This window comes from uncultured Muriicola sp. (assembly GCF_947258935.1).
Classification (GTDB): Bacteria; Bacteroidota; Bacteroidia; order Flavobacteriales; family Flavobacteriaceae; genus Muriicola.
The window spans coordinates 1-23,376 of the sequence record NZ_CAMYKH010000031.1; the positions used below are offsets into that span (position 1 = coordinate 1).

The 23,376-nt window shown below is 40.5% G+C and carries 19 protein-coding genes; 10 read left to right on the forward strand and 9 right to left on the reverse strand.

Features of this window, described 5'->3' with window-relative positions; genetic code table 11:
• Positions 1-2,602, forward strand: a 2,602-nt coding sequence (locus tag Q0X72_RS07260) for a putative LPS assembly protein LptD (protein ID WP_297763445.1), incomplete at its 5' end; no start/stop codon positions are given.
• 22 nt (positions 2,603-2,624) lie between these two features.
• A complete protein-coding gene (locus tag Q0X72_RS07265) occupies positions 2,625-3,011 on the forward strand; it encodes a RidA family protein (RefSeq protein WP_297763449.1) in 387 nt (128 codons plus the stop codon).
• Here Q0X72_RS07265 and Q0X72_RS07270 read toward each other — a convergent pair.
• The 4 genes from Q0X72_RS07270 to Q0X72_RS07285 form a co-directional block, all read right to left on the reverse strand.
• Positions 3,004-3,855, reverse strand: coding sequence for an N-acetylglucosamine kinase (locus Q0X72_RS07270; RefSeq protein WP_297763452.1), 852 nt, complete (start codon positions 3,853-3,855; stop codon positions 3,004-3,006). The two genes, Q0X72_RS07265 and Q0X72_RS07270, sit on opposite strands and share 8 nt — an antisense overlap.
• 83 nt (positions 3,856-3,938) lie before the next feature.
• Positions 3,939-4,940 (reverse strand): type I glyceraldehyde-3-phosphate dehydrogenase, encoded by a 1,002-nt coding sequence (gap, locus tag Q0X72_RS07275; RefSeq protein ID WP_297763455.1) that lies wholly within the window; start codon positions 4,938-4,940, stop codon positions 3,939-3,941.
• A 22-nt stretch (positions 4,941-4,962) separates the two neighbouring features.
• A complete protein-coding gene (pfkA, locus tag Q0X72_RS07280; protein ID WP_297763458.1) occupies positions 4,963-5,952 on the reverse strand; it encodes a 6-phosphofructokinase in 990 nt (329 codons plus the stop codon).
• Between the two features lie 227 nt (positions 5,953-6,179).
• On the reverse strand, positions 6,180-7,382 hold the full coding sequence (locus Q0X72_RS07285) for a 6-phosphofructokinase (RefSeq protein WP_297763460.1): 1,203 nt from the start codon (positions 7,380-7,382) through the stop codon (positions 6,180-6,182).
• Between the two features lie 167 nt (positions 7,383-7,549).
• Between Q0X72_RS07285 and Q0X72_RS07290 the strand changes: the two genes are divergently transcribed.
• Positions 7,550-8,602, forward strand: coding sequence for a class I fructose-bisphosphate aldolase (locus Q0X72_RS07290; RefSeq protein ID WP_297763463.1), 1,053 nt, complete (start codon positions 7,550-7,552; stop codon positions 8,600-8,602).
• Between the two features lie 118 nt (positions 8,603-8,720).
• On the opposite strand, the gene Q0X72_RS07295 is transcribed toward Q0X72_RS07290, so the two are convergent.
• A complete protein-coding gene (locus Q0X72_RS07295) occupies positions 8,721-13,166 on the reverse strand; it encodes a translocation/assembly module TamB domain-containing protein (RefSeq protein WP_297763466.1) in 4,446 nt (1,481 codons plus the stop codon).
• Between the two features lie 79 nt (positions 13,167-13,245).
• On the opposite strand from Q0X72_RS07295, the gene tsaD reads away from it, so the two are divergent.
• From tsaD to Q0X72_RS07325, 6 genes are all read left to right on the forward strand, one after another.
• Positions 13,246-14,271, forward strand: a complete 1,026-nt coding sequence (gene tsaD, locus Q0X72_RS07300; RefSeq protein ID WP_297763469.1) for a tRNA (adenosine(37)-N6)-threonylcarbamoyltransferase complex transferase subunit TsaD — start codon at positions 13,246-13,248, stop codon at positions 14,269-14,271.
• 117 nt (positions 14,272-14,388) lie between these two features.
• Complete coding sequence (locus tag Q0X72_RS07305; RefSeq protein WP_297763471.1) at positions 14,389-14,733, forward strand: TfoX/Sxy family protein; 345 nt, start codon at positions 14,389-14,391, stop codon at positions 14,731-14,733.
• A 13-nt stretch (positions 14,734-14,746) separates the two neighbouring features.
• The gene (locus Q0X72_RS07310; RefSeq protein WP_297763474.1) at positions 14,747-15,454 is read left to right on the forward strand and encodes a 16S rRNA (uracil(1498)-N(3))-methyltransferase; all 708 of its coding nucleotides are present in this window, start codon (positions 14,747-14,749) and stop codon (positions 15,452-15,454) included.
• Between the two features lie 95 nt (positions 15,455-15,549).
• A complete protein-coding gene (locus Q0X72_RS07315) occupies positions 15,550-16,200 on the forward strand; it encodes a DUF4159 domain-containing protein (RefSeq protein ID WP_297763477.1) in 651 nt (216 codons plus the stop codon).
• 3 nt (positions 16,201-16,203) lie between these two features.
• Positions 16,204-17,304, forward strand: coding sequence for an AI-2E family transporter (locus Q0X72_RS07320; RefSeq protein ID WP_297763480.1), 1,101 nt, complete (start codon positions 16,204-16,206; stop codon positions 17,302-17,304).
• Between the two features lie 82 nt (positions 17,305-17,386).
• Positions 17,387-18,502, forward strand: coding sequence for a class I SAM-dependent methyltransferase (locus Q0X72_RS07325; protein ID WP_367180428.1), 1,116 nt, complete (start codon positions 17,387-17,389; stop codon positions 18,500-18,502).
• On the opposite strand, the gene Q0X72_RS07330 is transcribed toward Q0X72_RS07325, so the two are convergent.
• Entirely contained in the window at positions 18,499-19,209 is a 711-nt protein-coding gene (locus Q0X72_RS07330) for a M15 family metallopeptidase (RefSeq protein WP_297763485.1), read from the reverse strand. The genes Q0X72_RS07325 and Q0X72_RS07330 overlap by 4 nt on opposite strands.
• Positions 19,210-19,359: 150 nt before the next feature.
• On the opposite strand from Q0X72_RS07330, the gene Q0X72_RS07335 reads away from it, so the two are divergent.
• Positions 19,360-20,454, forward strand: a complete 1,095-nt coding sequence (locus Q0X72_RS07335) for a glycoside hydrolase family 130 protein (RefSeq protein WP_297763487.1) — start codon at positions 19,360-19,362, stop codon at positions 20,452-20,454.
• Between the two features lie 21 nt (positions 20,455-20,475).
• Here Q0X72_RS07335 and Q0X72_RS07340 read toward each other — a convergent pair whose 3' ends face one another.
• The 3 genes from Q0X72_RS07340 to Q0X72_RS07350 form a co-directional block, all read right to left on the reverse strand.
• Positions 20,476-21,312, reverse strand: coding sequence for a sugar phosphate isomerase/epimerase (locus Q0X72_RS07340; RefSeq protein ID WP_297763490.1), 837 nt, complete (start codon positions 21,310-21,312; stop codon positions 20,476-20,478).
• 43 nt (positions 21,313-21,355) lie between these two features.
• Positions 21,356-22,069 (reverse strand): gluconate 2-dehydrogenase subunit 3 family protein, encoded by a 714-nt coding sequence (locus Q0X72_RS07345; protein ID WP_297763493.1) that lies wholly within the window; start codon positions 22,067-22,069, stop codon positions 21,356-21,358.
• Between the two features lie 3 nt (positions 22,070-22,072).
• A partial coding sequence (locus Q0X72_RS07350) for a GMC family oxidoreductase (RefSeq protein ID WP_297763496.1) occupies positions 22,073-23,376 on the reverse strand: 1,304 nt, incomplete at its 5' end.

Consider the following 23,376-nt stretch of genomic DNA (forward strand, 5'->3'; position numbering starts at 1 on the left):
GCAAGATTCTATTAAAGCCCCTGCCCTTCCACAGACCCTTGTGACAGACACTGTAAGGACAGATTCTATACGAGCTGATTCTGTTCCGAAAAAGCCTTCCATGCTCCTTGATAAGATACAATACAAGGCCAAAGATTACGTAAAATTAAGCCAGAAAGATCAAAAGATATATTTATACAATGAGGCTGAGATCTACTATCAGGATACCGAATTAAAAGCCGGGATCATTATTATGGACTACATAAAAAATGAAGTTTATGCCGGTCGAATTAAGGATTCCCTAGGAAATTATTCCCAGCTACCTTATTTTAAACAAGGAGAGAATGTTGTGATTCCGGACTCTATTCGTTTTAATTTTGATACACAAAAAGCGGTCATTTGGAATTCAAGGACGGAACAACAGGCAGGTTTGGGCCAGTTGGGGAGTGATGCGATGAAGGTATATGCTGAAAAAACAAAGAAAGAGAACGATTCTGTTTATTTCTTGAGCGAAGGAAAGCTAACTACTTCCAAGGATACTATAGACCCGGACTATTATATACGGGTGCGTAAGGCAAAGTTTGTTCCCAAGAAAAAAGTGATCGCCGGATTCAGTAATCTGTACATAGTTGATGTACCAACGCCAATTGCGCTACCTTTTGCCTACTTTCCCTTAACAGTAGGCAGAACTGCAGGGATTATGATGCCCACTTTTGGCAATGATCCGGATCGAGGGTACTTTCTACAGAATGCCGGATATTACGTTCCTATTAATGATTATGTGGATCTAACCTTAACCGGAGATCTTTATACCAACGGCAGTTATGGTTTTAGAGGTCAATCTGTCTACACAAAACGCTACCGTTACAGGGGGAATGTTAATTTCAGATATGAAAATCAGATAGTAAGTCAGAAGGGATTTGATGATTACAGCCGGGGGACAATTTATAACATTCAGATCTCCCATTCACAGGATCCCAAGGCCAATCCTAATTCCAGATTATCGGCCTCCGTTAACCTGGGGAGCAGTCAATATTTCAGGAATTCCCTTTTACAGCAGAACCTGGCATTGACTCAGACCAACAATTTATCTTCCTCTATTTCCTATTCTAAGACCTTCCCGGCCTATCCATCGGTAAATATGAGTCTTACGGCTACTCATAACCAAAATACCAATACTGATATAGTAGATGTAACCCTGCCCACATTGCAAGCGAGTATGGAACGGGTTTTTCCGTTTGCAAAAAGAGAAGGAATTAAGAAAGGTGCCATACAGAATGTTAATTTCCAATATGACCTTAATGGCCGAAATAGTATTCGTACCAATGACGAGGACTTTTTAACGGCGAAGATGTTCGATGATGCCAAAGTGGGCGCCAGGCACCGCATCCCTATCAGTACCAATTTTAAGGTGGCAAAACATTTTAGTGTTACGATGGGCGGAAACTATGAAGATATCTGGACGCTGGAAACCTATGGTAAGCGCTTTGATCCCGATACACAGACAGTAGTAACCGATACCATTAGCGGTTTCGATCGGTTTAACAAGTATAACTTTAGTGCAAGTGTAGGAACAACCCTGTATGGAACATTTACCTTTGGTGAGGATAAGAAATTTCAGGCCATTAGACATGTAATGCGTCCTACTGTTAGTTATGGATATGCCCCTTCTTTTGAGCAGTATTACGATGAATACCTCAACGAGACCACCGGGGCCATTGTTCAGTATTCCCGCTTCCAAAATACCATTTACGGAAGTCCGAGCCTGGGGAAGTCTAATGCCATGACCTTTTCTTTACAAAATACATTGGAGGCCAAAGTAAAAGATAAGGATTCTACGGCCACTGAACCAAAGAAAATACAACTCCTCAATAGCTTTAATTTGTCTTCTGGGTACAACTTTGAAGCCGACTCCCTAAAAATAAGTCCGGTGAGTATAAGCGGGGGTACCAATATCTTTAAAAATAAGATGTCCGTCAACTTCGGTGCCAGCCTGGATCCCTATGCTATTGATAACAACGGCAGACGTATCAATACCTTTAACAGTAAAAATGGTGGGAGTCTATTCAGATTAACAAATGCACGGGCAAATATTAGTTATAAGATAAGTAGCAAAGACTTTGAACCCAAGGAAGATGGCAAAGAAGAGGAAGAAGACCCCTATAACGGGCAGAATTACATAGAATCTAGTGGCGGCCGCACAGATGATCTCTTTGGAACCGCCGATAATTTAAATGAGAGTAGTTTTAAGGACAGGGACCCGGATGATGTTGAAATTCCCAGATATGGTACTAAGATCCCATGGGACCTTAATTTACAGTATGCCGCTACCTATAGCAATAGTAACAGGCAGAACGAATTCTCTAATCATTCCCTTATGTTTTCCGGGAATATTGAGTTGTCACCACGCTGGAAGGTAGGTGTGTCATCGGGGTATGATATAAAAAACAAAGGATTTACTGTAACTCAGTTGCGTTTTGAACGCGATCTGAAAAGTTTTAATATGCGTTTTAACTGGACACCATTTGGTAATTTTGAACGATGGTACTTCTTTATTGGTATCAAAAGTTCCATTCTTCAGGATCTTAAATGGGAGAACAGGAGTCAACGCACAAGGCGATAACTATTTTATAAATCATACCACTATGAGCAGCAGAAAGATCATTCACACCTCCAAGGCTCCTGCCCCTATAGGGCCTTATAATCAAGCTGTTATGGCAGGAAACACTCTTTTTATTTCAGGGCAGATCCCAATGGATCCAAATTCTGGAGAACTTATTTCAGGTGATATTAAGGCTGAAACAAAACAATGTATGGAAAATCTAAAGGCTATCTTATTGAAGGCGAGTATGGGATTTGGCCAGGTAGTTAAAGCCTCCATCTTTGTAAAGGACATGAATCAGTTTGCCAGTATTAATGAAGTATATGGATCTTATTTTGACCCAGCTACAGCTCCGGCGAGAGAAACAGTGGAAGTAGCCAATCTTCCTAAGTTTGTCAATGTAGAGATCTCAATGATCGCAGTTAGATAGTTTGCTTGTGAAATTCTACCAGGCCATCTATGGGTCGTTGCCTGATAACACCGGCTACCAGGTCATTGCGCTCTAATACAGCTTTTAATTCCTCGCGCAGGAAATAGGCAATACTCCCTACAAAATGGATAGGAACCTTGGTGGCCAGTTCAAATTGCATAATGTAATTATTCACAAATTGTTGCAATCCCTTATCTATCACACCCTTACAGTAGGGATGATCTTTATTTTCAATCAAGAAACGGGCAAAAGTTGCTAAATACGTATTAGGATTGGGTTGTTTGTAGAGATTCTCCTTTATGACATCTGCATCTAAATTGTACTCACTGGCAAATTTATGACCCAGCACCTGCGGCATTTTATGAAAGTAATAATCACGAATTAGTTTCCGACCAAAGAAATTACCACTGCCGTCATCCATGGGGATATATCCCAACGAGGTCACTTTCTGAAAAAGTTGGTGCCCGTCGTAATAGCTGCAATTAGAACCTGTCCCTAAAATACAAACGATGCCCTGATGACCAATTTTGGTTGTAGAGTATATGGCCGCATATGTATCTTCCCTTACTTCGGCCTTCGCATTTTTAAAGAAGGATTTAAAAATGTTCTTTAAGAATTTTTTCATCCGGTTGGTCCCACAACCAGCACCATAAAAATGAAGATGCTTTACCTTATCCCTGTTCTTGGAAAGTTCAAAGTTATTAGCGAGACGGTCTTCAATTACTTCTCTGGTTAGAACCTCAGGACTTAATCCCAGTGTCTGTGTCATAAAGACTTCTTCTCCTTTGTCATCCAGGGCAATCCAATCGGCCTTAGTGGCTCCACTATCAACTATTAAAATCATATGAATGCGCTTAAAAAAAGAAATCCTTAAAATAAGCAAATTTTACTTATCTCAAGGATTTCAATGGTTTCTATATATTGTTACTAAAGGGAATGGACATATTGGGCCAGGTCTACTAATTTGCTGGAATATCCTGCCTCATTATCGTACCATGACACCACTTTGAAGAATTTAGAGTTTAGTTCTATCCCCGCGCCTGCATCGAAGATACTAGTTCTTGGATCCCCAATAAAATCTTGTGAAACCACAGATTCTTCAGTATATCCCAAGATCCCTTTTAATGATCCTTCAGAAGCAGTTTTAAATGCTTTTTTTATCCCTTCATAGGAAGTGTCTTTTTTAAGCTTAACTGTAAGGTCAACCACAGAAACGTCAGCAGTTGGTACTCTGAATGCCATTCCGGTAATCTTCCCTTCTAATTCAGGAATCACCTTAGTTACTGCCTTGGCCGCACCTGTAGAAGCAGGAATAATGTTCAACATAGCACTTCTACCGCCTCTCCAGTCCTTTTTAGAAGGACCATCTACGGTTAATTGCGTTGCTGTTGTAGCATGTACAGTAGTCATCAGCGCCTCTTCAATACCAAATGAATCATTCAATACTTTGGCAAGTGGTGCCAAACAGTTGGTGGTACAAGATGCGTTAGAAACGATCTTATCACTGGCTTTTACATCTTTATGGTTAACACCCATAACAAACATAGGTGCATCTTTAGAAGGTGCAGAAATAACTACTTTCTTTGCCCCTCCGTCTATGTGGTACTGAGCAGTTTCCAAGGTTGTAAAGATACCTGTACACTCTGCTACTATTTCTGCTCCTACGGCATCCCATTTAATACTCTTTGGATCTCTTTCTGCTGTTATTCTGATAGTCTTACCATTGACTATTAAGTTTCCATCCTTTACGGTAACGGTTCCGTCGAAACGCCCATGAACAGAGTCATATTTTAAAAGATAGGCCAGGTGTTCCACATCGAGCAGGTCATTGATCGCTACTACCTCTACACCATCTCTATTAGCTATAATCCTAAATACCAGCCTTCCAATTCTTCCAAATCCGTTAATTCCAATTTTTAATGTTGCCATTTTCTAAGTTTTTAATTAATTCCTATAAAGTCATGATATCAGAAACCCTGATAAGATCCCTGTCTATTTTGGTTTTCCCATTAATGGCCTCACTAACTGGTGTAAGAATAATAGTGTTATCTCGTATACCTACCATTAAATTGGTCTTGCCTTCTAACAATGCTTCAACTGCCCTAACACCCATCCGGCTTGCCAGAACTCTGTCAAAACAGGTTGGTGAACCTCCTCGCTGCATATGGCCCAGAACACAAACCCTAACATCATAAACCGGTAAGTTTTTTTCGACATATTCCTTGAGTTCATAAACATTCTTTCCTGTCGTACGGTCTCCCTCAGCCACGACCACAATACTAGACGACTTCCCTCTGGCTTTACTGCGCTTTAAGGAATCTAATAAACGCTCTAGTCCAAGATCTTCTTCCGGAATTAATATTTCCTCCGCACCACCACCAATACCTGCATTAAGGGCAATGTGCCCTACATCTCTTCCCATTACTTCCACAAAAAATAACCTATGGTGTGAACTGGCCGTGTCACGGATCTTGTCTATAGCCTCTACAACGGTGTTCAAAGCCGTATCGAATCCTAATGTACAACGTGTTCCAAAGATATCGTTATCAATGGTTCCTGGAATTCCGGTGAATGGGATGTTGTATTCATTATATAAAACCTCTGCCCCTGCAAGACTACCATCTCCTCCAATGACCACCATGGCATCCACACCTTCACGCTTGAGCTGGTCATAGGCCTTTTTCCTACCTTCTATAGTTCTAAATTCAGAGCAGCGGGCAGACTTTAAAAAAGTTCCCCCTTTATTGATAATATTATTGACGCTTCTTGCATTTAACGGAACAAAATCCCCTTCGATCATTCCTTCATAGCCCCGATAAATTCCGATACAATCGACTTTTACGTATGCGCATGTCCGAACTACAGATCTTATGGCTGCATTCATCCCTGGGGAATCGCCTCCTGATGTGAAAACTGCAATCTTTTTTATTTTAGACCCCATTAGAAAAATTAGAAATGCAAAGCTAGCAAACTTTGGGATAAAATGAATTAGCATTCTTCTTTATTTGCCAAAATCGCAGCCCGAAATCGATTTCGTAATAAAATTGATTCCAAATGTTAATAATATCACTTCAAAAAATACGGCTACCCTCTTAAGTTTAGACCGACAAAAGACGAGGTCCGGTCTGAATACAATTTTCGGGAATTACCGATATCCTAAATTCTCCTTTAATCGTTGGTCATAATAAACAGTGGCAGCATTTCAAAATTCTTGTAGAATGGGTGCAACTTCTCCCGGTTGTAGTATTTATCCACGTTTACAAATTTCTTAGAATCTGTAACCACTTCAATTGGGACATGATCATACCGGCCATTCTTTAGTACTACCATTCGCCCATCAATTCCTTTAAGGATCAGGTCCAACGCAAGATTTCCATATGCAGTGGGAACAACGGAATCAATAAAATCCGGATCACCGCACCGCACCAGGTAACCCAATTTCTGATTTATGACATTTACCACCTGCCCATCATTGTACTTTGGGGACACCCGTTTTAATGCCAGGGAAACCTCATCACCAATACCTCCCAGTTTGGCATGTCCAAAAGCATCTTTTTCCATTCCTTCAAACGTCATTTTACCTCCCTCAAAAGTAGCCCCTTCAGAAACCAGCACAATAGAATAGTTACTGGGATTATCATTTCGATCTTTGGTAAGTAACTCCGCAAGCTGATCTATATTGAATGGTACTTCCGGAATTAAGCATCGATGTGCTGCTCCGGCAAGTGTAGGTAACATGGCCGTAAAGCCAGCATAACGCCCAAATACCTCCAGAACCAGAAATCTTTCATGTGAGCCTGCAGCTGTCCTGAGGCTATTGGTTAGGCTGATAGTTCTGGTAACACAGGTGCTAAAGCCAATGCAATAATCCGTACCAGGAACATCATTGTCCATAGTCTTTGGAATAGCCATTACTTTTATGCCTTTTTTAAAGAGGTGTACACCATAACTCAAGGTGTCATCACCTCCTATTGGAATTAGATAATCTACACCAAGCCAATCGAGGTTTTTGATAACCTCAGGAGTAAGGTCGTTCATTTCCTTATCATAACTATCCCTGAGATGCTTTGGCACCATATCTTTTGCCACATGACTGGGACGCGTTCTGGAAGTGTGCAAAAAGGTACCCCCAGTTCTTGCCGCTTTATTGACAACAGCTTTTGAAAGTTCAGCGAAATTATTGCTATTGTCATACTTCTTATTCCTCACAATATCAATTACACCTGCCCATCCTCTTTTAAAGCCTAGTACCCGGTATCCCTCGCGAATTGCCCGGAAAGTTACAGCCCTTATGGCAGGGTTAAGTCCTGGAACATCTCCCCCACCAGTTAGAATGCCAATAGTGCCTTTAATTTTTTTTATGTTAGCCATACTCCAAATGCTTTAATGATTCACAAAAAAACCTTGCGAAAACAAGGTTCGTTAAAGTAATAAAATAACGGGAGAAAAACACCGGTTTTGGGTATAAAAAGTGTGCGAAAATCTTAATAAAAGGCCTTTTCGACGTATCTTTATATATTCATCTAAAACTTTGCCATATGTCCATAAACATTGAAAAACTTCTAGGAAAAGATGCCGAATATTTACTCGGTCATGACTGTAAAACTATTAGCAAAAACCAAATTCATCTTCCCGGGGCAGATTTTGTTGAACGGGTAATGAGCCCGTCCGATAGAAATCCCATCGTCCTAAGAAACATGCAAACTTTGTTTAATTCAGGACGTTTGGGAAAATCGGGATATGTATCCATTTTACCCGTTGACCAAGGTATTGAACATACAGCAGGAGCATCCTTTGCGCCCAATCCCATCTATTTTGATCCGGAAAAAATAGTAGAACTGGCTATTGAAGGTGGTTGTAATGCCGTAGCTTCCACTTTAGGAGTACTGGGCACCGTAGCCAGAAAATATTCCCACAAGATTCCTTTCATTTTGAAATTAAACCACAATGAGCTACTTACCTATCCAAACAAATTTGATCAGATCATGTTTGCCAGTGTTGACCAGGCCTTTGATATGGGTTGCGTTGCTGTGGGTGCTACCATATATTATGGATCCCCGGAAAGTACACGACAAATCCAAGAAGTGACAGAAGCTTTTGCATACGCTCATGAGTTGGGAATGGTCACTGTATTATGGGCCTATCTTCGAAATCCTGCTTTTAAGACACACGGAACGGATTACCACGTTTCAGCAGATTTAACCGGACAGGCGAACTATTTGGCTTCTACCATACAGGCCGACATCGTAAAACAAAAACAAGCCGAAAACAATGGAGGATTCACAGCCATAAATTTCGCTAAAACTCATGAGAAAGTATATTCAGAATTAACTTCTGAGCATCCTATAGACCTCACACGTTACCAAGTTGCCAATTGTCTGATGGGAAGAGCCGGATTAATCAATTCAGGAGGTTCTTCAGGAGAAAACGACTTGGCACAAGCTGTAAAAACAGCAATAATTAACAAGCGCGCTGGTGGTATGGGATTAATATCAGGGCGAAAGGCCTTTCAAAAACCTATGAACGAGGGAGTATCGCTTTTGAATACCATCCAGGATGTTTACCTGGACAAAAAAATCACCATTGCTTAAGATTTATTTTGAATAAGAAAAGGCTCTGTATATCCAGAGTCTTTTCTTTTATTCTCAACCGATCTCATTCGTTACCTCACTATTTGGGATCTTGTTTTAGGTGGAAAATCAATGCCCGTTATTTTTGATTTACTGGCAAATTTTTTGGTTTTTGATAGAATTTCACCAGACTGTCCTTCCCCATGGTACTTCTCACTTTTCTGGGGTTTGCAGTTGACGAATCATCTACTTTATTCGGACTAAATACTTTTTTAAGCAGTTGGCTAAACGTACTAAAGTCTACTTCATATGAAAGTCCTATCCCCTGCGTATATCCCGTTTGATCTGCCAGGAACTGTTGGATCTCATTTTCTCTGTTGAAGATCTTTGCTCGCAGTGTACCTTCTTCATTTAGTAAAACCTGAACCTCAACATCACCCGCCACTACAGTTTCACTTACCCCACCAACCGGAACTCCAAACCGGCCATTAAACAATACCCTGTCACTGATCCTCGTAGAAACTGTTACCCCTAATCTGTTCTCGGTTTGAACCTGACTTGGATCCAAGGTTCCTTGTTCCAACGAAAATCCAAAATCGAACTTATCATTGCCCCCACCCAGTAATGAATTGACGAGGCCAGAAGCCGTTTGTATCAAATTCCCGGTTACGGCCTGTTGATTAAGTCCGCTGCCTTCGTCTACAAAGGTCCCCTGAGCCAGGAGGAAAAAGGCGTTTCGCTCTTCTACAGTTGGATCCTGAAGTTTGTATTCTAATTCTGACTTCACAATAGAACTTGTACCCGGGAATTCTATTTTAAAATCGATCGTAGGTCTCTCTAACTCTCCGGTTAGTTTTACTACAACATCAGCTGGAATTCTTCTGGTTACTCCGGCGTTGTCCAATAAAGGTGCCGGATTGGCATTTAGTGAGTAAACAGCTTCCATGTCAAGCTGAGCGGCAAGAGGTGTACCATCCCATACAATACTACCTCCGGGCTTAACGGTAAATGATTTATCGATCACTCCTCCAAAGCGATAATTATAGGTCCCGGTAACCACTACAAAATCACCGAACATATTAAATTTACCATTCGTATTGATCTCAATGAGCAAGATTCCCTCTCCTGTGCCTTTAAGAGAACTTCCTGTCTTTTGATCTACAACGATCTCCACCTCGGCATCTGGAGTAACATCGAGGTCGAAGTTTAATTCCAATCCCTCATAATCCTTCAGAGTTCTTTCTACTTCAAAGGTTTGTTGGTCTTGTTTCTCAATAAAATTAATAAAGGAATAATCCCCTACTGAGGCCACATCACTAAGTGGTATCTTTAATGAAGTTCCGGGCGCTGTAGCTCCATTCACTTTAATAGTAAGTGCTTTAGTGGGTCCAAAGATCCTCCCCTGTCCATTGAGGAAACCTGTACCGTAATACAAGATCTCTTCTTCGAAAGGCGTGTTTAAAATTAAAAAACGATTGTTATTGGTATTCACGTCCAGATCCAAACTCCAATCATCCCAAAATTGATGCTTAATGGTTCCATCTAAGAAAGCATTCGTATTCATGGTAACATCCGTTAACTGAATATTCTGAAAATCAAAGGTCTGATTGAATAACCTTACGGTAGAATTTGGTCCAAATGCATAGTCTACATTCAAATATGGTATGGCGATCCCTGCTTCGTTGAGGGTCAGCAATCCACTTATATCCGGATTTCTAAGGTCTCCTTTAATTTGAGCGGTTCCATTCAGAAGCCCTCTGATATTTGTTATTACCCCTTCACCAAGCGGACTAAAAGGTTCCAAATTAAAATTACTGAAATTAGCCATGAGATCTGCATTGGGCACATCATCCCTATTGTCAAAATTGCCAAGCAGACTAAACTTTTCTATGCCCTGATCAGCTATCTGAGAATTGACCACGTATTCAGTAAGATCTCGGTTACCAACGATCCCTATTGTTAATTCGCCTAAGGTAATATCGTTCACCCCAAAATCTGAGATCTCCAGGTTACAGCTTGGGAGATAAATATCATCCTTTTGTAAAATATTCAATGTTCCGTTGATCTCACCTTTTAATTTTAGACTGTCAATTTCAGGTGCGATCTTGCTCAGTGAAACGATCTTAAAATCGAGTTGAAGATCTTTATAGGTAGAATCTGCCAACTCTCCTCTTAATCGGATCTGTTCCCTGTCGTCATTGTTCATGACGATCTCCTGAATCTGAATACTATCTAACGTCCGGTTAACGATCACCTTGTTTTTCTGATCCCCGTCTTTATTTAGGATCCATGTATTTCCTTTAATGTTTATATCGGACCTTTTAAGACCTATGACCGACCTATTTTGTGTATTAAAAGTATGGTAGAAATTAAGGTTGAAAATGTCATTAAACTCTTTACCTCCTTTAAATTCGGTCCTGAAAAAAAGTGTGTCCGTCAATGTGGTATTGATAAGACTAAAGTCTTGTACATCATAGTACACGGTAGATACATCCTTTATGGAAACATAGGTGTTAAAAAGCGGATTCTTATTATCGATCTTTACATCAATACTATCAAATACATTTTCAAAGGCCGCGATCCTGGGCGATTTGAAATTTAGTTTAAAATCGCCTTCATCTGAAACAATATTGCCGCGGATAAAGGTGTTTGGATCAAAAGCCACTTCCGGAAAAAATACCTCCACAATTTTATTATAGATCTTAAAATTAAAATCGAGCGACTGCCCTTCGGAAATATCAAATGGTTTGTAATTGGTATATATACTTCCAATGGAATTCCGAAGAAGCTTGTCTAATTCATTTACTTTGAACTTGCCTCTCATAAAGCCGGTGATAATATCCGGGGAGTTTATTTCTATACTCCTAATAGAGTCCTGGCTAAAAGAGGAAACCACATTGAAGTCTTCAAAAAAATAGGTGTTATTGATGTTTTGATAGTTCGTACTGCTAAAAGTGATGTTTCCAACTACATCATCCAGGGTACTTCCTGAGACATTCATGATAACATCTCCTTTAAAAATAGAGACACTATCATTTATAAAATTTAATTTCTTAAGGTCGGCATAGGCTACGGAGGCATTGAAATTAAAATTATTAACCGTACCGCCAAAATCGGCCAATCCCTTAAAGTCCAGATTGAAGTTGGCGTCCTTACTCACCAAAGATCCATCGAACAATTGGTCCTTCAGGATCCCCGAAACACTGACATCTTTATAGTCATACTTATTGAATTGAAGACTATACACTTGCCCAACAACCTCTGTATTCAATTTATTCTTGGCAAAACCCTGTCCTTCCACGTTTACATCCAGGGAGGTAATTCCCAGATTATCATCGTTCACAAACTTGCCCAGGTTAAAATCTATAAGTGATACAAAGCCTTTGTATTTTGCATTGTCTATGTTGTTCACATCGGTAAGGCTAAGATCTACATAACTACTTCCAATACTACTGTTAATGTTCACTCTGGTATCTACAGAAGATTCGGTAATAGAGGCATCACCACGTACGGTGAATTGCCCTAATTTTGAAAAGAAATTAGGAATAGAGGTGCCCAGTACTTCCGGCATCAAGGATCTTAATTCATAATAACTGGTGGTAATATTCTTAATGCCCGCCTGTAATAAAAAAGGATCATCCTTTGTAAACAGATTTTTGAAATTAAAATCGCCCCTGATCCCTGTATTTTCGGTAGTCAGAAACACTTCGTTCACATTGAGATCATTTAGGACTCCATTCATGGAAGCTGAAAATAGCACTTCCTTTTTTTCGCCAAACTGTTTGCTTAGAATATTAACATCATCCAGAGATACCTTTGAATCCTGAAAAACCGCTGTGATATTCACTTTGTTGAGAAAGTCAGAGAGGTCTTCCCTGTTGTAATCAAATACCAGATTGCCAATAAGATGCGATCTCGGTGTTTGGATGTCCAGGGAATCAAATCTCATTTGTTGTTTGGTGTACTTAAAAGAAGTGGCCAGTTTACTAAGTTCTATTCCACTTTTACTACTAAGTGATAATGCGTCGATGTTGGTAGTAACCTCCGGGCCTAAAATTTGAAAATCGGACGCGTTTAAATTCAAGTCACGAAAATCTAAAGTTTCCGCAGTTTCAAGATTTTCATTGATCATTCGGAATTTACTATTCTCAATAGATACGTCTGAGGATGTAAAATAAAATGGCGGAGTCTCAGGATCTCTTGGCTTATGATCGTCTAATTTTTCTACGAATACGTCAAGATTGGTGTTCGTTTCTCCTTTATAGGTCTTTAACTTAAAGTTTAATTGATCTACCTCAATATCCCCAAATTCAAGACTGCCCCCAATTAAATTACGAATACTTAAAATAGAGGTGGTAAGTTCATTGATATAGAAAAGGGTGTCTTGTTTGTAATCCTGAATAAAAATTCCTTTGAGAGATGTATCCCATGAGATCAATGAAACACGTAGCTTGTCTATGTTGATATTGGTTCCATACTCCTTGTTAATGGAGCTGGTAGCATAGTTTGCCAATTTGGTTTGAACATAAGGTAAGGACAATACAATGGAGCCAAGAACCACTATAAGCAATACTGCCAGGAGCACTCTTATCAGTATTTTTCTAAGTTTTTTGATAGGGCTTTATGATTTACCTTTGTACGACCAATAATTATTCCAAAGCTAGGTGAAAAAACAAAATATATACCTACTCGCCATCGAATCTTCTTGCGATGATACTTCAGCAGCTGTTTTATGCAATGATACTACGCTTAGCAATGTGGTTGCTACCCAAAAAATACACGAGGAATTTGGTGGTGTAGTTCCAGAATTAGCCTCCAGAGCTCATCAACAAAATATTGTTCCCGTGATCCATCAGGCACTAGCCAATGCAAATATCGATAAAAATCAGCTATCAGCCATAGCTTTTACGAGGGGTCCGGGTCTTATGGGATCTTTACTTGTGGGCACCTCTTTTGCCAAATCAATGGCGCTTGGTCTTGGCATTCCTTTGATAGAAGTAAATCATATGCAAGCCCATATTCTGGCTCATTTTATTTCGGAAAAAGGATTTGATAAACCTACATTTCCTTTTCTCGCATTAACCATCAGTGGTGGTCATACACAAATTGTCCTGGTACGTAATTATTTTGATATGGAGATCCTGGGAGAAACCCTGGATGATGCAGTTGGTGAGGCCTTTGACAAATCAGCAAAGATCCTGGGACTGCCCTATCCCGGTGGACCTTTGGTTGACAAATTTGCTCAGGTAGGTAACCCTAAGGCCTACAAATTTCCCAGGCCAAAGGTGAAAGGCCTCGATTTTAGTTTTAGTGGCCTAAAGACCAGTATTCTATATTTTATTCAGAAGGAAGTTGCGAAAGATCCCAATTTTATAGAACAGCACAAAGAAGATATTTGTGCCTCCATTCAGTACACCATAGTTGGCATCCTAATGGACAAATTAAAGAAAGCAGTTAAACAGACGGGTATAAAACAAGTGGCCATAGGTGGCGGAGTATCTGCCAATTCAGGAATACGTTCTGCCCTTAAAGAGGCTGAAACATCCCTTGGCTGGAAAACCTTTATTCCCAAATTTGAATATTGCACAGACAATGCAGCTATGATAGGGATCGTAGGGTATCTAAAGTATCTTGATGATAATTTTACCGATCAGAGCGTCACGGCAAAGGCACGTTATATAATTCCTTAAAATTTATTTGAATTGGAGTAGTTGTCTCCAGGACTTTTGTAATCTATTCTATCAAAGTTTACAAAAATCTCATACCTTTATTTCCGGAAATTCACCTATATTATTTATTACCAGATCATGGCATTCGATGAACTTCTCGCGCAACGAATTCGTATTTCTCTGAAGTTGTATCCAACTTCTATACACTCATATATAACAGAGAAAAAAATGTTTGGTGGATTAGCCTTCTTGTTAAAGGGAAAAATGACCATAGGGGTTATGAAAGAAAAGCTCATGGTGCGTGTAGTTTCTGAGAAAATGGAGCAGGCGCTAGAAAACCAACATGTGCAACCAATGGATTTTACAAATAAACCGATGAAAGAATTTATATATGTGACACCTGAAGGTCTGGAAACAGAGGAAATGCTTCAGCATTGGATAGAGCTAGGCATAGAACATGCTCGTCGCAAATTAACACTTTGAATACAGAAAGAATATGCAATTATTTTACAATCCGGAGATCTCAAAGACAACCAAAGAATTCACCCTTCAGGCAGACGAAAGCAAGCATCTTTTAAAAGTGCTGCGTAAAAAGAAAGGTGATGAATTTCATGTTACCAATGGAAAAGGTTGGTTGTTTGTGGCATCATTGGTCAATGTAGATCCTAAACATACTACCGCAATGGTGGTTTCTGCCCAGAAAAGACATGCAAAAATGCATTCTCTGCATATGGCGGTGGCTCCACCGAAAAGTAATGATAGGTTCGAATGGTTCCTGGAAAAAGCTACAGAGATAGGAGTAAACGAGATAACACCCATTATTTGTAGCAGGTCTGAACGCAAAACATTGAAAATGGATCGCCTGCAGAAAGTTATTCAAGGGGCTATGAAACAATCCCTCAGAACCTTTCTACCTGTGCTACATACGCCGATCACTTTTACGGAGTATCTGAAAAAAAAGCACGCTGGTATTTTATTCATCGCTCATTGTCATGAAGGAGAAAAAATGGAATTAAAGCGACGTATTGCCCCAGACAAGCCAATTACCATTTTGATAGGGCCGGAAGGCGACTTTACTGAGGGAGAGGTAGACCAGGCCTATGAGAATGGCTTCTTGCCCGTTTCTCTGGGAGAAAGCAGATTACGCACAGAAACAGCCGCCATCTACGCCTGCACTACCGTAGCAGTCTTTAACAGCCGTTAAAGTTGTTATAACTTTAAGACTATGCATAGCGTAAGATGCTGCTTATGTAAAATTGATATTACGTACATTTGGATCAATAATTAGGTCGATATTCTATGTTGCAACGTACCATGCTTTTACTTCTTATCACCTTGATGGCATCTCTTCCTACGCAGGCGCAAGAAATAGCAGTTCTTAAATACAAGGGGGGTGGCGATTGGTATTCTAACCCTACAGCACTTCCTAATCTTATCCGTTTTTGTAATAAAACCATTCGCACTGAAATTAATTCTAAACCTCAGACTGTAGAAGCAGGCAGTACAGGACTTTTTCAATATCCCTTTATTCATATGACCGGGCACGGTAATGTCTTTTTCTCAAATGAAGAGGCTCTGAATATAAGAACCTATCTCCTGGCCGGTGGTTTCCTCCACATAGATGACAATTATGGGATGGAGCCTTATCTCAGAAAGGAACTAAAAAAAGTCTTTCCAGATAAAGAAATGGAAGAATTGGGTCCTGACCACCCTATTTTCTCTCAGAAATTTCAGTTTCCGGATGGTCTGCCCAAGATCCATGAGCACGATGGGAAAAGACCTCAGGCCTTTGGTATTTTTAATGAAGACCGTTTGATCCTCCTGTTTACATATGAGAGCGATCTGGGAGATGGTTGGGAAGATCCGGAAGTTCATAATGATCCTGAAGAAGTAAGACAAAAAGCCCTCCAAATGGGCGCAAACATTATTCAATATGCCTTCAAAAATTAATTTATGAACTCAAAAATAGTATCAAATGGGATTCTGAGAGCCGTGGGGATCCTGGTGGGTCTTGCAGTTCTTTTTTATTTCCTGTATGAAATTAGATCTGTCCTGGCTTATTTGTCTATGGCTGCGGTGGTTGCCCTTATCGGAAGACCAGTGGTCCTATTTCTTAGACGCAGAATTAAATTTCCAAATACCTTGGCTGTGGTTGTTACTATGGTGTTGATGGTAGGCATTCTTGCAGGTATCATTGCCCTGTTCTTCCCACTGATTAACGAACAAGCTGCCAATTTATCTCTATTGAATATAGAAGATCTTAGAACTAAATTCATTACGCTGTATCAGAAGATCACTCTCTATTTTGGTGCCTCACCAGAACAGTTTAACGATATTATCAAAGGCACGGCATTTGAAAGGAATATTGTACAAGGATTCGATATCGGCTTTATTCCAAATTTTCTTAACTCATTTGTAAATACCCTGAGTGCCGCAGGCATAGGTCTTTTTTCGGTATTGTTCATCTCTTTTTTCTTTCTTAAAGATTCTTCGCTCTTACAAAGAGGCCTGCTCGCCTTTGTTCCTGATGACAAGGAAATTGGTATGAGTAAGTCTATTGAAAAGATCAATAGCTTACTATCGCGTTATTTCGTTGGATTATTATTTCAGATCCTGATCTTGTTTGTTATTTATACCATTGTCTTGCTGCTTGCAGGAATCCCAAATGCTATATTGATCGCTTTCCTTTGTGCCCTGTTCAATGTCATTCCATATGTGGGTCCGATCATCGGTGCTGTGTTCATGATTGTCCTGTCTATGACCTCCAATCTTGGTGCCGACTTTACGTCTGTTGTTTTACCAAATACCGGCTATGTTTTTATCGGTTTTGTGTTTGGCCAACTGATCGATAATTTCTTTTCACAGCCTATTATTTTTTCCAATAGTGTGAGGTCGCATCCCCTCGAAATTTTTCTGGTTATAATAATTGCCGGTATACTATTTGGTGTGCTTGGCTTGATAGTGGCAGTGCCCGGTTATACCGCCATAAAAGTGATTTTAAAGGAATTTTTATCCGATAATAAGATCGTAAAACAAATCACTGAAAACTTATAGTATTAGTTTGAATAAAAATATACTAAATACTGGTGTACAAGTATTTATAGAAAATTATTTGAATGCTGACATCCTGTCAGTTATGCTTTCTAAACCCCGTTTTAAGGATATTTCACAAAAAGAACTTGTTCAGCAGATCGAGAGTAAGAAAAAGGCCCAATCCAAGTTGCCAACCTGGTTTAATACACCAGGGATTTACTACCCCAATAAGTTACATATAGCACAAACCTCCTCGGAAATAACTGCCCGGTATAAGGCCACTCTGGTGGATGGAAAAACCCTTGCAGATCTGACTGGTGGCTTTGGAGTTGATGCTTATTTTTTTAGTCAGAAAATAGCACGGGTTTACCATTTTGAATGGGACAAGGAATTATGCCAAATTGTATCTCATAACAGTTCAATCTTAGGAGTTGACAATATGGAAACTCATTGTAGTGATGGGATAGAATTCCTGCAAAGCACTGATCTGAGATTCGATTGGATCTATGTGGATCCCAGTAGACGAGATGTCTCCAAAAATAAGGTCTATAAACTTGAAGACTGTACCCCAAACATATCCCTCCACCTAGATCGTATTTTTTCACGCACTAATCATCTACTGCTTAAGACCTCTCCCCTGCTCGATATTACGGCCGGAATTATTGAATTGCAACATGTGCACGAGATTCACGTAGTAGCCGTTAATAATGAGGTAAAAGAATTACTTTGGATTCTAAAGAATTCTCCCGCTCCCGAGGATCTCCATATTAAAACGATTAACATTACTAACACGGGCGATGAAGTGTTCAACTTTTATTGGCAAAAGGAAAAGCACACTATGAGCGATTTCTCAGTGCCTTTGCGTTATTTATATGAACCTAACGCTGCCCTGCTTAAATCGGGTGGCTTTAAGGTACTGGGCGCCACCCTGGGATTAAATAAACTGCAGGAACATTCCCATCTATACACGGCTAATACCCGTATGGAATTCCCGGGACGGACTTTTGAGATCCTAAAGGTCATTCCTTACAACAAAAAGAATATGAAGGCTTTTAAGAACAAAAAGGCTAATATCACAACAAGGAATTTCCCGGTAACCGTCGCTCAACTGCGAAAACAACACAAAATTTTGGACGGAGGAGATGAGTATTTGTTCTTTACAACAGATTGCACAGGAGAACGCATCCTTATACAATGCCATAAAATAAAATTCCCCTAAGGGCAGGTCCACTTAAAATTGGCCACCGGGTCATTCGTAGCAGCACCAAGATTATAATGCCACCATTCTGTTCGGATAGACCAGAACCCATGGGCCTCCATGACTTCTTTCAGCAAAGCCCTATTTCGCAACACCTCATCTGGTAATTGCAAATGATCATGATGTGCCTCTCTCCCGAAATAGTCAAAATCAGTACCCATATTCAATGCTATGCCATCCAGGGTTTCCAGGGTAATGTCTACTGCACCACCCTTATTATGGATAGATCCTTTTACAGGATCTGCCACATACTGTGGGTTGGGAAAGATCTCCCACATCTTATATTGCACTGAATTGGGTCTGTAGCAATCAAAAAATCTGATGCGAAACCCTTTTTCCTTAAATATATTGTTAGCTGCTATTAATGCTTTAGCTGTTTTACTTCTTGTATAACACTCCGCACAATCGTATACTTTGGTCTTTAAAAAATTGTTTTCAGTGGCATACCGTAATTCATAGGCAAAATCCTCACTGAAATCTGCCAGTCTGATAAAGGTAGTATCCGATACAACATCAAGTGAAGGAAGTGGCTTAGATGCCTCGGGGATAACCGAATCCTGAACTACTTCCTCCGACTGCGATGCTTGTTCTGCAGCCGACTCCTTTACTTTCTCCCTGCAACTCCAGATGATAAAAACAATAACTAGTAGAAACGGTAATTTTTTCAATGCTATATTTTATTATTAAATACTATCTAATACGGTTTTAAAAGTAAGGATAATCTTAAAAAGCTGTATCTTTCAAAGAGTGTGGGATTCCTGTCTCAAAAATACAACAGGAAGGCTGCCTCAGCCAATAAACTAATCTAAAAAGTAACCATGAGAAGTCTCCCAGCATTGTTCCTGATCCTCGCTTTCCTTACTAACTCTTGTTCAACAGCACAGCAACCGTGGTTACTGGGATTTGAAAAGCCCGCAACCAACCCTATTATGCAAGCAGATAGTGCGGCTATATTTTTAAATCCCATAGATCAGCAAGTAGTACAATGGCAAAAAGCAGACGTCTTTAATCCGGGTGCCATAGTGCGCAATGATACCATTTTCCTTTTGTTCAGAGCAGAAGACAATCCTGCTGCCATATTGGGAGGAAGGACCTCAAGAATTGGTCTGGCTTACAGCACCGATGGAATTAACTTTGACAAATTACCCGATCCTGTACTCTTTCCGGATAATGATGCTTTTGCAAAATGGGATCATCCCGGAGGTGTTGAAGATCCCAGGGTTGTTGAGCTGCCAGATGGTTCTTATCTAATGATGTATACCAGCTGGAATAAAGATGTAGCCAGACTTTCGGCTGCTACCTCTGATGATCTCAGAAATTGGACCAAAGAAGGACCTGTGTTTGAAAGGGCCTACAATGGAAAATTTCTTGATACCTGGAGCAAATCAGGATCCGTAGTAACCGAGTTGGTAAACGGTCGACTTATCGCTAAAAAGATCATGGATCAGTACTGGATGTACTGGGGAGAGTTATTTGTAAACCTGGCAAAATCAACAGACGGAATCCATTGGGATCCTCTGTTAGACGAAAATGGGGAACTCCTCCATGTCTTTGAACCTACCCTGAAGGATTTTGACAGCCATCTGGTAGAACCAGGACCACCGGCAATATATACGGATGATGGCATTTTGCTTCTTTATAATGGGAAGAACCTAAGTGGTCCGGATGCCGGTACCATGGTTGCAGAGAACACTTATTGCGGAGGCCAGGTCTTATTTAGTAAGGAGAATCCGGCAAAGTTATTAAAGCGATTACCAGAACCGTTTATTTGCCCAAGTTTGCCTCATGAGACCAGCGGCCAGTACGCAGCAGGAACCACCTTTATAGAAGGCCTGGTGTACTATAAAAATCAATGGTTCCTATATTATGGAACAGCAGATTCTATGGTAGGAGTGGCAATAAAAAATAACTAAGTTATCTGCAAATGCCTGGTTTTACTGATCCTCCAAACTTTTTAGGAAGGCAAGGCTTTTTGGAACTTGTTCCACAACCCTGGAAGATTCGTCCTCAATAAACATATATTCTATCCCCAATTCTTTCGCCTTGGCCACAAGTTCGGCCATAGCAATTTGTCCGGCACCCAGCACCACGTTGGTTTCTACATCCCCATGACCTGTATTGTCTCCTTTAATTCCCTTTTCCATATCCTTTAAGTGCATCAAAACGAACTGATCTGGGTATTTATTTAAATACTCCATAGGATCTGCACCACCGTGCTGAAACCAGTACACATCCATTTCAAAGTAAAAGTCCTCCGCATTTTCAGACATATAATCGAACAGAGTACCAGATCCATAGGGTCTGAATTCATACCCATGCGCATGATAGGTCAATATAATATTGTCCCTGTCCAGAACTTCCCCGGCTTTATTAAAGACCTCAACAGCCTTTTTGGTGTCTTCAATGGTAAAATCATCACCCTTATGAGGGATCCAGGGGCACATTACATAGGAGGCCCCATATGCTTTTGCCTTTTTGGCCACGGCTTCCGGATCATCGGCCAATTCTTCAAATGAAACATCTAAACTCACCACTTCCAGATCGTACTTTTTAAGTAAGGTCAGAAACTCATCCAAAGGCAGCCCATAAGTGTCTCTGCCTTCAACTTTGGTAATGCCCCAGTCATGAATCGTTTTGAGTGTACCTTCCACATCTTTTTTAAATTGATTTCTTAGGCTGTACAACTGTATCCCCACTTCCTGGGCCTGCACTTCTGGCAGAGTAAGAAATGAAAATGCGAGTAATGCAATAAATGTCCTAGTGAATTTCATAGTTATATACTGATAAATTGATCTTTTCTAAGTCTTCAAATTTCTAAGTGAGTAAATTTCCCTGATCGTCCCAAACGGCAATTTCGCCACGTTTACTCTGATCCACACATTTGGCTAACCATTCCTCATCATATGCCATGCCATGCTGATCTAGCACTTCCTGGGGTACTCCATCCCAAATATTGGGCATGTTTCCTTTATATCCAAGGTCTTCTATTCCTACTTTAGAGGTGTAGTACCCGGTAAGGGTTAAGTTACGCATCAAATTAAAGAATTGAACCTCCAGGGGATGGTCATCCATAGGGATCTTTGTATCGTAAAAAGCGATGGCATCCAATATCTCTTTTTGGGATGCTTCGGGAGTGATCTTAAACTCGGTTCCGAATTCTGTATTGCTTTTATGATCTAGCCACATGAGTCCGCCACGTAATGTTGTTTGAAGCTCAGGAATATCCTTTGCCATAAACTCCACAAATTCAGGAACTCCTGCTTCTGTTGGCCCGCCATTTTCATTAGGAGGTAAGATCAAATTACTGAGCACCTCAATGGTCTCCAATTCGTGCGGATTCAGAAATTGTTCGGCATTTAGCTTCGCAATTTCTTCCAGTTCTTCCGGAGTTCTGCCAAAAAACTTGTTGTCTGCTATCAGGCCCTTTAAGTCTTCCGCATTTTCTTCTCCCGGCTTGCATCCGTGTATAACAAGTCCGCCCGCAACGGTTCCAAGCAGAATTGATTTTATACTCTTTCTTCTATCCATAACTTAGATGTTTTGTTGTTTTAGTTGTTCCACGATATAGTCCGACGCCCGCCAGGACAATGCCAGGATGGTCCACGTACAATTCTTATCGGCCTGCGAAACAAACGGACCTGCATCCGTAATAAACACATTGTCTACATCGTGCAATTGCTGGTAACGGTTTACGACCGATCTCTTAGTATCATCTCCCATACGGGTTGTTCCTACTTCATGTATGATCTGTCCGGGATTCAGCAAGCCGTAATCTTGTTCCTTGGTAGGCGTATCTCCAAGTGGCTCTCCACCCATTCCATGTATAAGTTCTTCAAAAGTGCTTTGCATATGCTTCGCCTGATTTCGCTCATAATCGGACCATTTATAATTAAAGCGCAAAACGGGGATCCCAAATTCATCAACCGTGGTTGGATCTATTTCACAATAATTATCTTCTCTGGCAATAGCTTCTCCTCTACCTCCAAAGCCAATGACAGAACCGTAGTATTTTTTTACATCTTCTCTTAAGCCGGCCCCGTATCCCCCGGTTGGCAAGCCAAAGAATTTATTGAAATCATTGGGGTTAAAGCCAAAGCCGTAGTTGGGCATACCTATACCTCCCCATACTTCAATATGGTATCCACGTGGGAAATCGAGGTTCTTATTGTCTAGCCACCATGGCGTATACACATGCATTCCTCCTACCCCATCTTCATTGTACATCTTCCGGTTCATACTTTTGGAATTAAGGAGGATACGGGCCGAACTGCATGCCGAGGCAGCCAATACAACCACTTTGCCTTTTAATTTATATTCTTTTCTGTCATCCTTATTAATATAGGACACCCCGGTTGCCTTACCTTCCTCATTGGTAGTGACTTCACGAACCACAGAATTTACATAGAGATCTATTTGGCCGCCACTCTTCTGCGCAGGGAAGATCAGACAAGAGCCCGATGAAAAATCGGCATAGACCTGGCATGCTCTGGAACACTGTCCGCAATAGAAACAAACCCCTCTATCATTATTGATCTTTTTGGTGAGCATAGACATACGTGAAGGGATCACAGGAATATTCAATTGCCTGGCACCTTTGATATAGAATAGCTCATGAAGTCTTGGTTTTGGCGGGGGAAGGAAAAATCCGTCCGGATCATTAGGCAGACCTTCATTGGTTCCGAATACTCCAATGAGCTTATCTACTTTATCGTAATAAGGTTTAACATCTTCATATCCAATGGGCCAGTTGTCTCCCAAACCATCTACATCCTTATGCTTAAAATCCTTTGGGCCAAAACGAAGCGAAATTCTTCCCCAGTGATTTGTACGTCCTC

Excerpts from the sequence above, each read along its gene's own strand:
- Q0X72_RS07265 (WP_297763449.1), top strand. The coding sequence starts at position 2,625 with ATGAGCAGCAGAAAGATCATTCACACCTCCAAGGCTCCTGCCCCTATA.
- Q0X72_RS07270 (WP_297763452.1), bottom strand. The coding sequence starts at position 3,855 with ATGATTTTAATAGTTGATAGTGGAGCCACTAAGGCCGATTGGATTGCC.
- gap (WP_297763455.1), bottom strand. The coding sequence starts at position 4,940 with ATGGCAACATTAAAAATTGGAATTAACGGATTTGGAAGAATTGGAAGG.
- pfkA (WP_297763458.1), bottom strand. The coding sequence starts at position 5,952 with ATGGGGTCTAAAATAAAAAAGATTGCAGTTTTCACATCAGGAGGCGAT.
- Q0X72_RS07285 (WP_297763460.1), bottom strand. The coding sequence starts at position 7,382 with ATGGCTAACATAAAAAAAATTAAAGGCACTATTGGCATTCTAACTGGT.
- Q0X72_RS07290 (WP_297763463.1), top strand. The coding sequence starts at position 7,550 with ATGTCCATAAACATTGAAAAACTTCTAGGAAAAGATGCCGAATATTTA.
- Q0X72_RS07305 (WP_297763471.1), top strand. The coding sequence starts at position 14,389 with ATGGCATTCGATGAACTTCTCGCGCAACGAATTCGTATTTCTCTGAAG.
- Q0X72_RS07310 (WP_297763474.1), top strand. The coding sequence starts at position 14,747 with ATGCAATTATTTTACAATCCGGAGATCTCAAAGACAACCAAAGAATTC.
- Q0X72_RS07315 (WP_297763477.1), top strand. The coding sequence starts at position 15,550 with ATGTTGCAACGTACCATGCTTTTACTTCTTATCACCTTGATGGCATCT.
- Q0X72_RS07320 (WP_297763480.1), top strand. The coding sequence starts at position 16,204 with ATGAACTCAAAAATAGTATCAAATGGGATTCTGAGAGCCGTGGGGATC.
- Q0X72_RS07325 (WP_367180428.1), top strand. The coding sequence starts at position 17,387 with ATGCTTTCTAAACCCCGTTTTAAGGATATTTCACAAAAAGAACTTGTT.
- Q0X72_RS07335 (WP_297763487.1), top strand. The coding sequence starts at position 19,360 with ATGAGAAGTCTCCCAGCATTGTTCCTGATCCTCGCTTTCCTTACTAAC.
- Q0X72_RS07340 (WP_297763490.1), bottom strand. The coding sequence starts at position 21,312 with ATGAAATTCACTAGGACATTTATTGCATTACTCGCATTTTCATTTCTT.
- Q0X72_RS07345 (WP_297763493.1), bottom strand. The coding sequence starts at position 22,069 with ATGGATAGAAGAAAGAGTATAAAATCAATTCTGCTTGGAACCGTTGCG.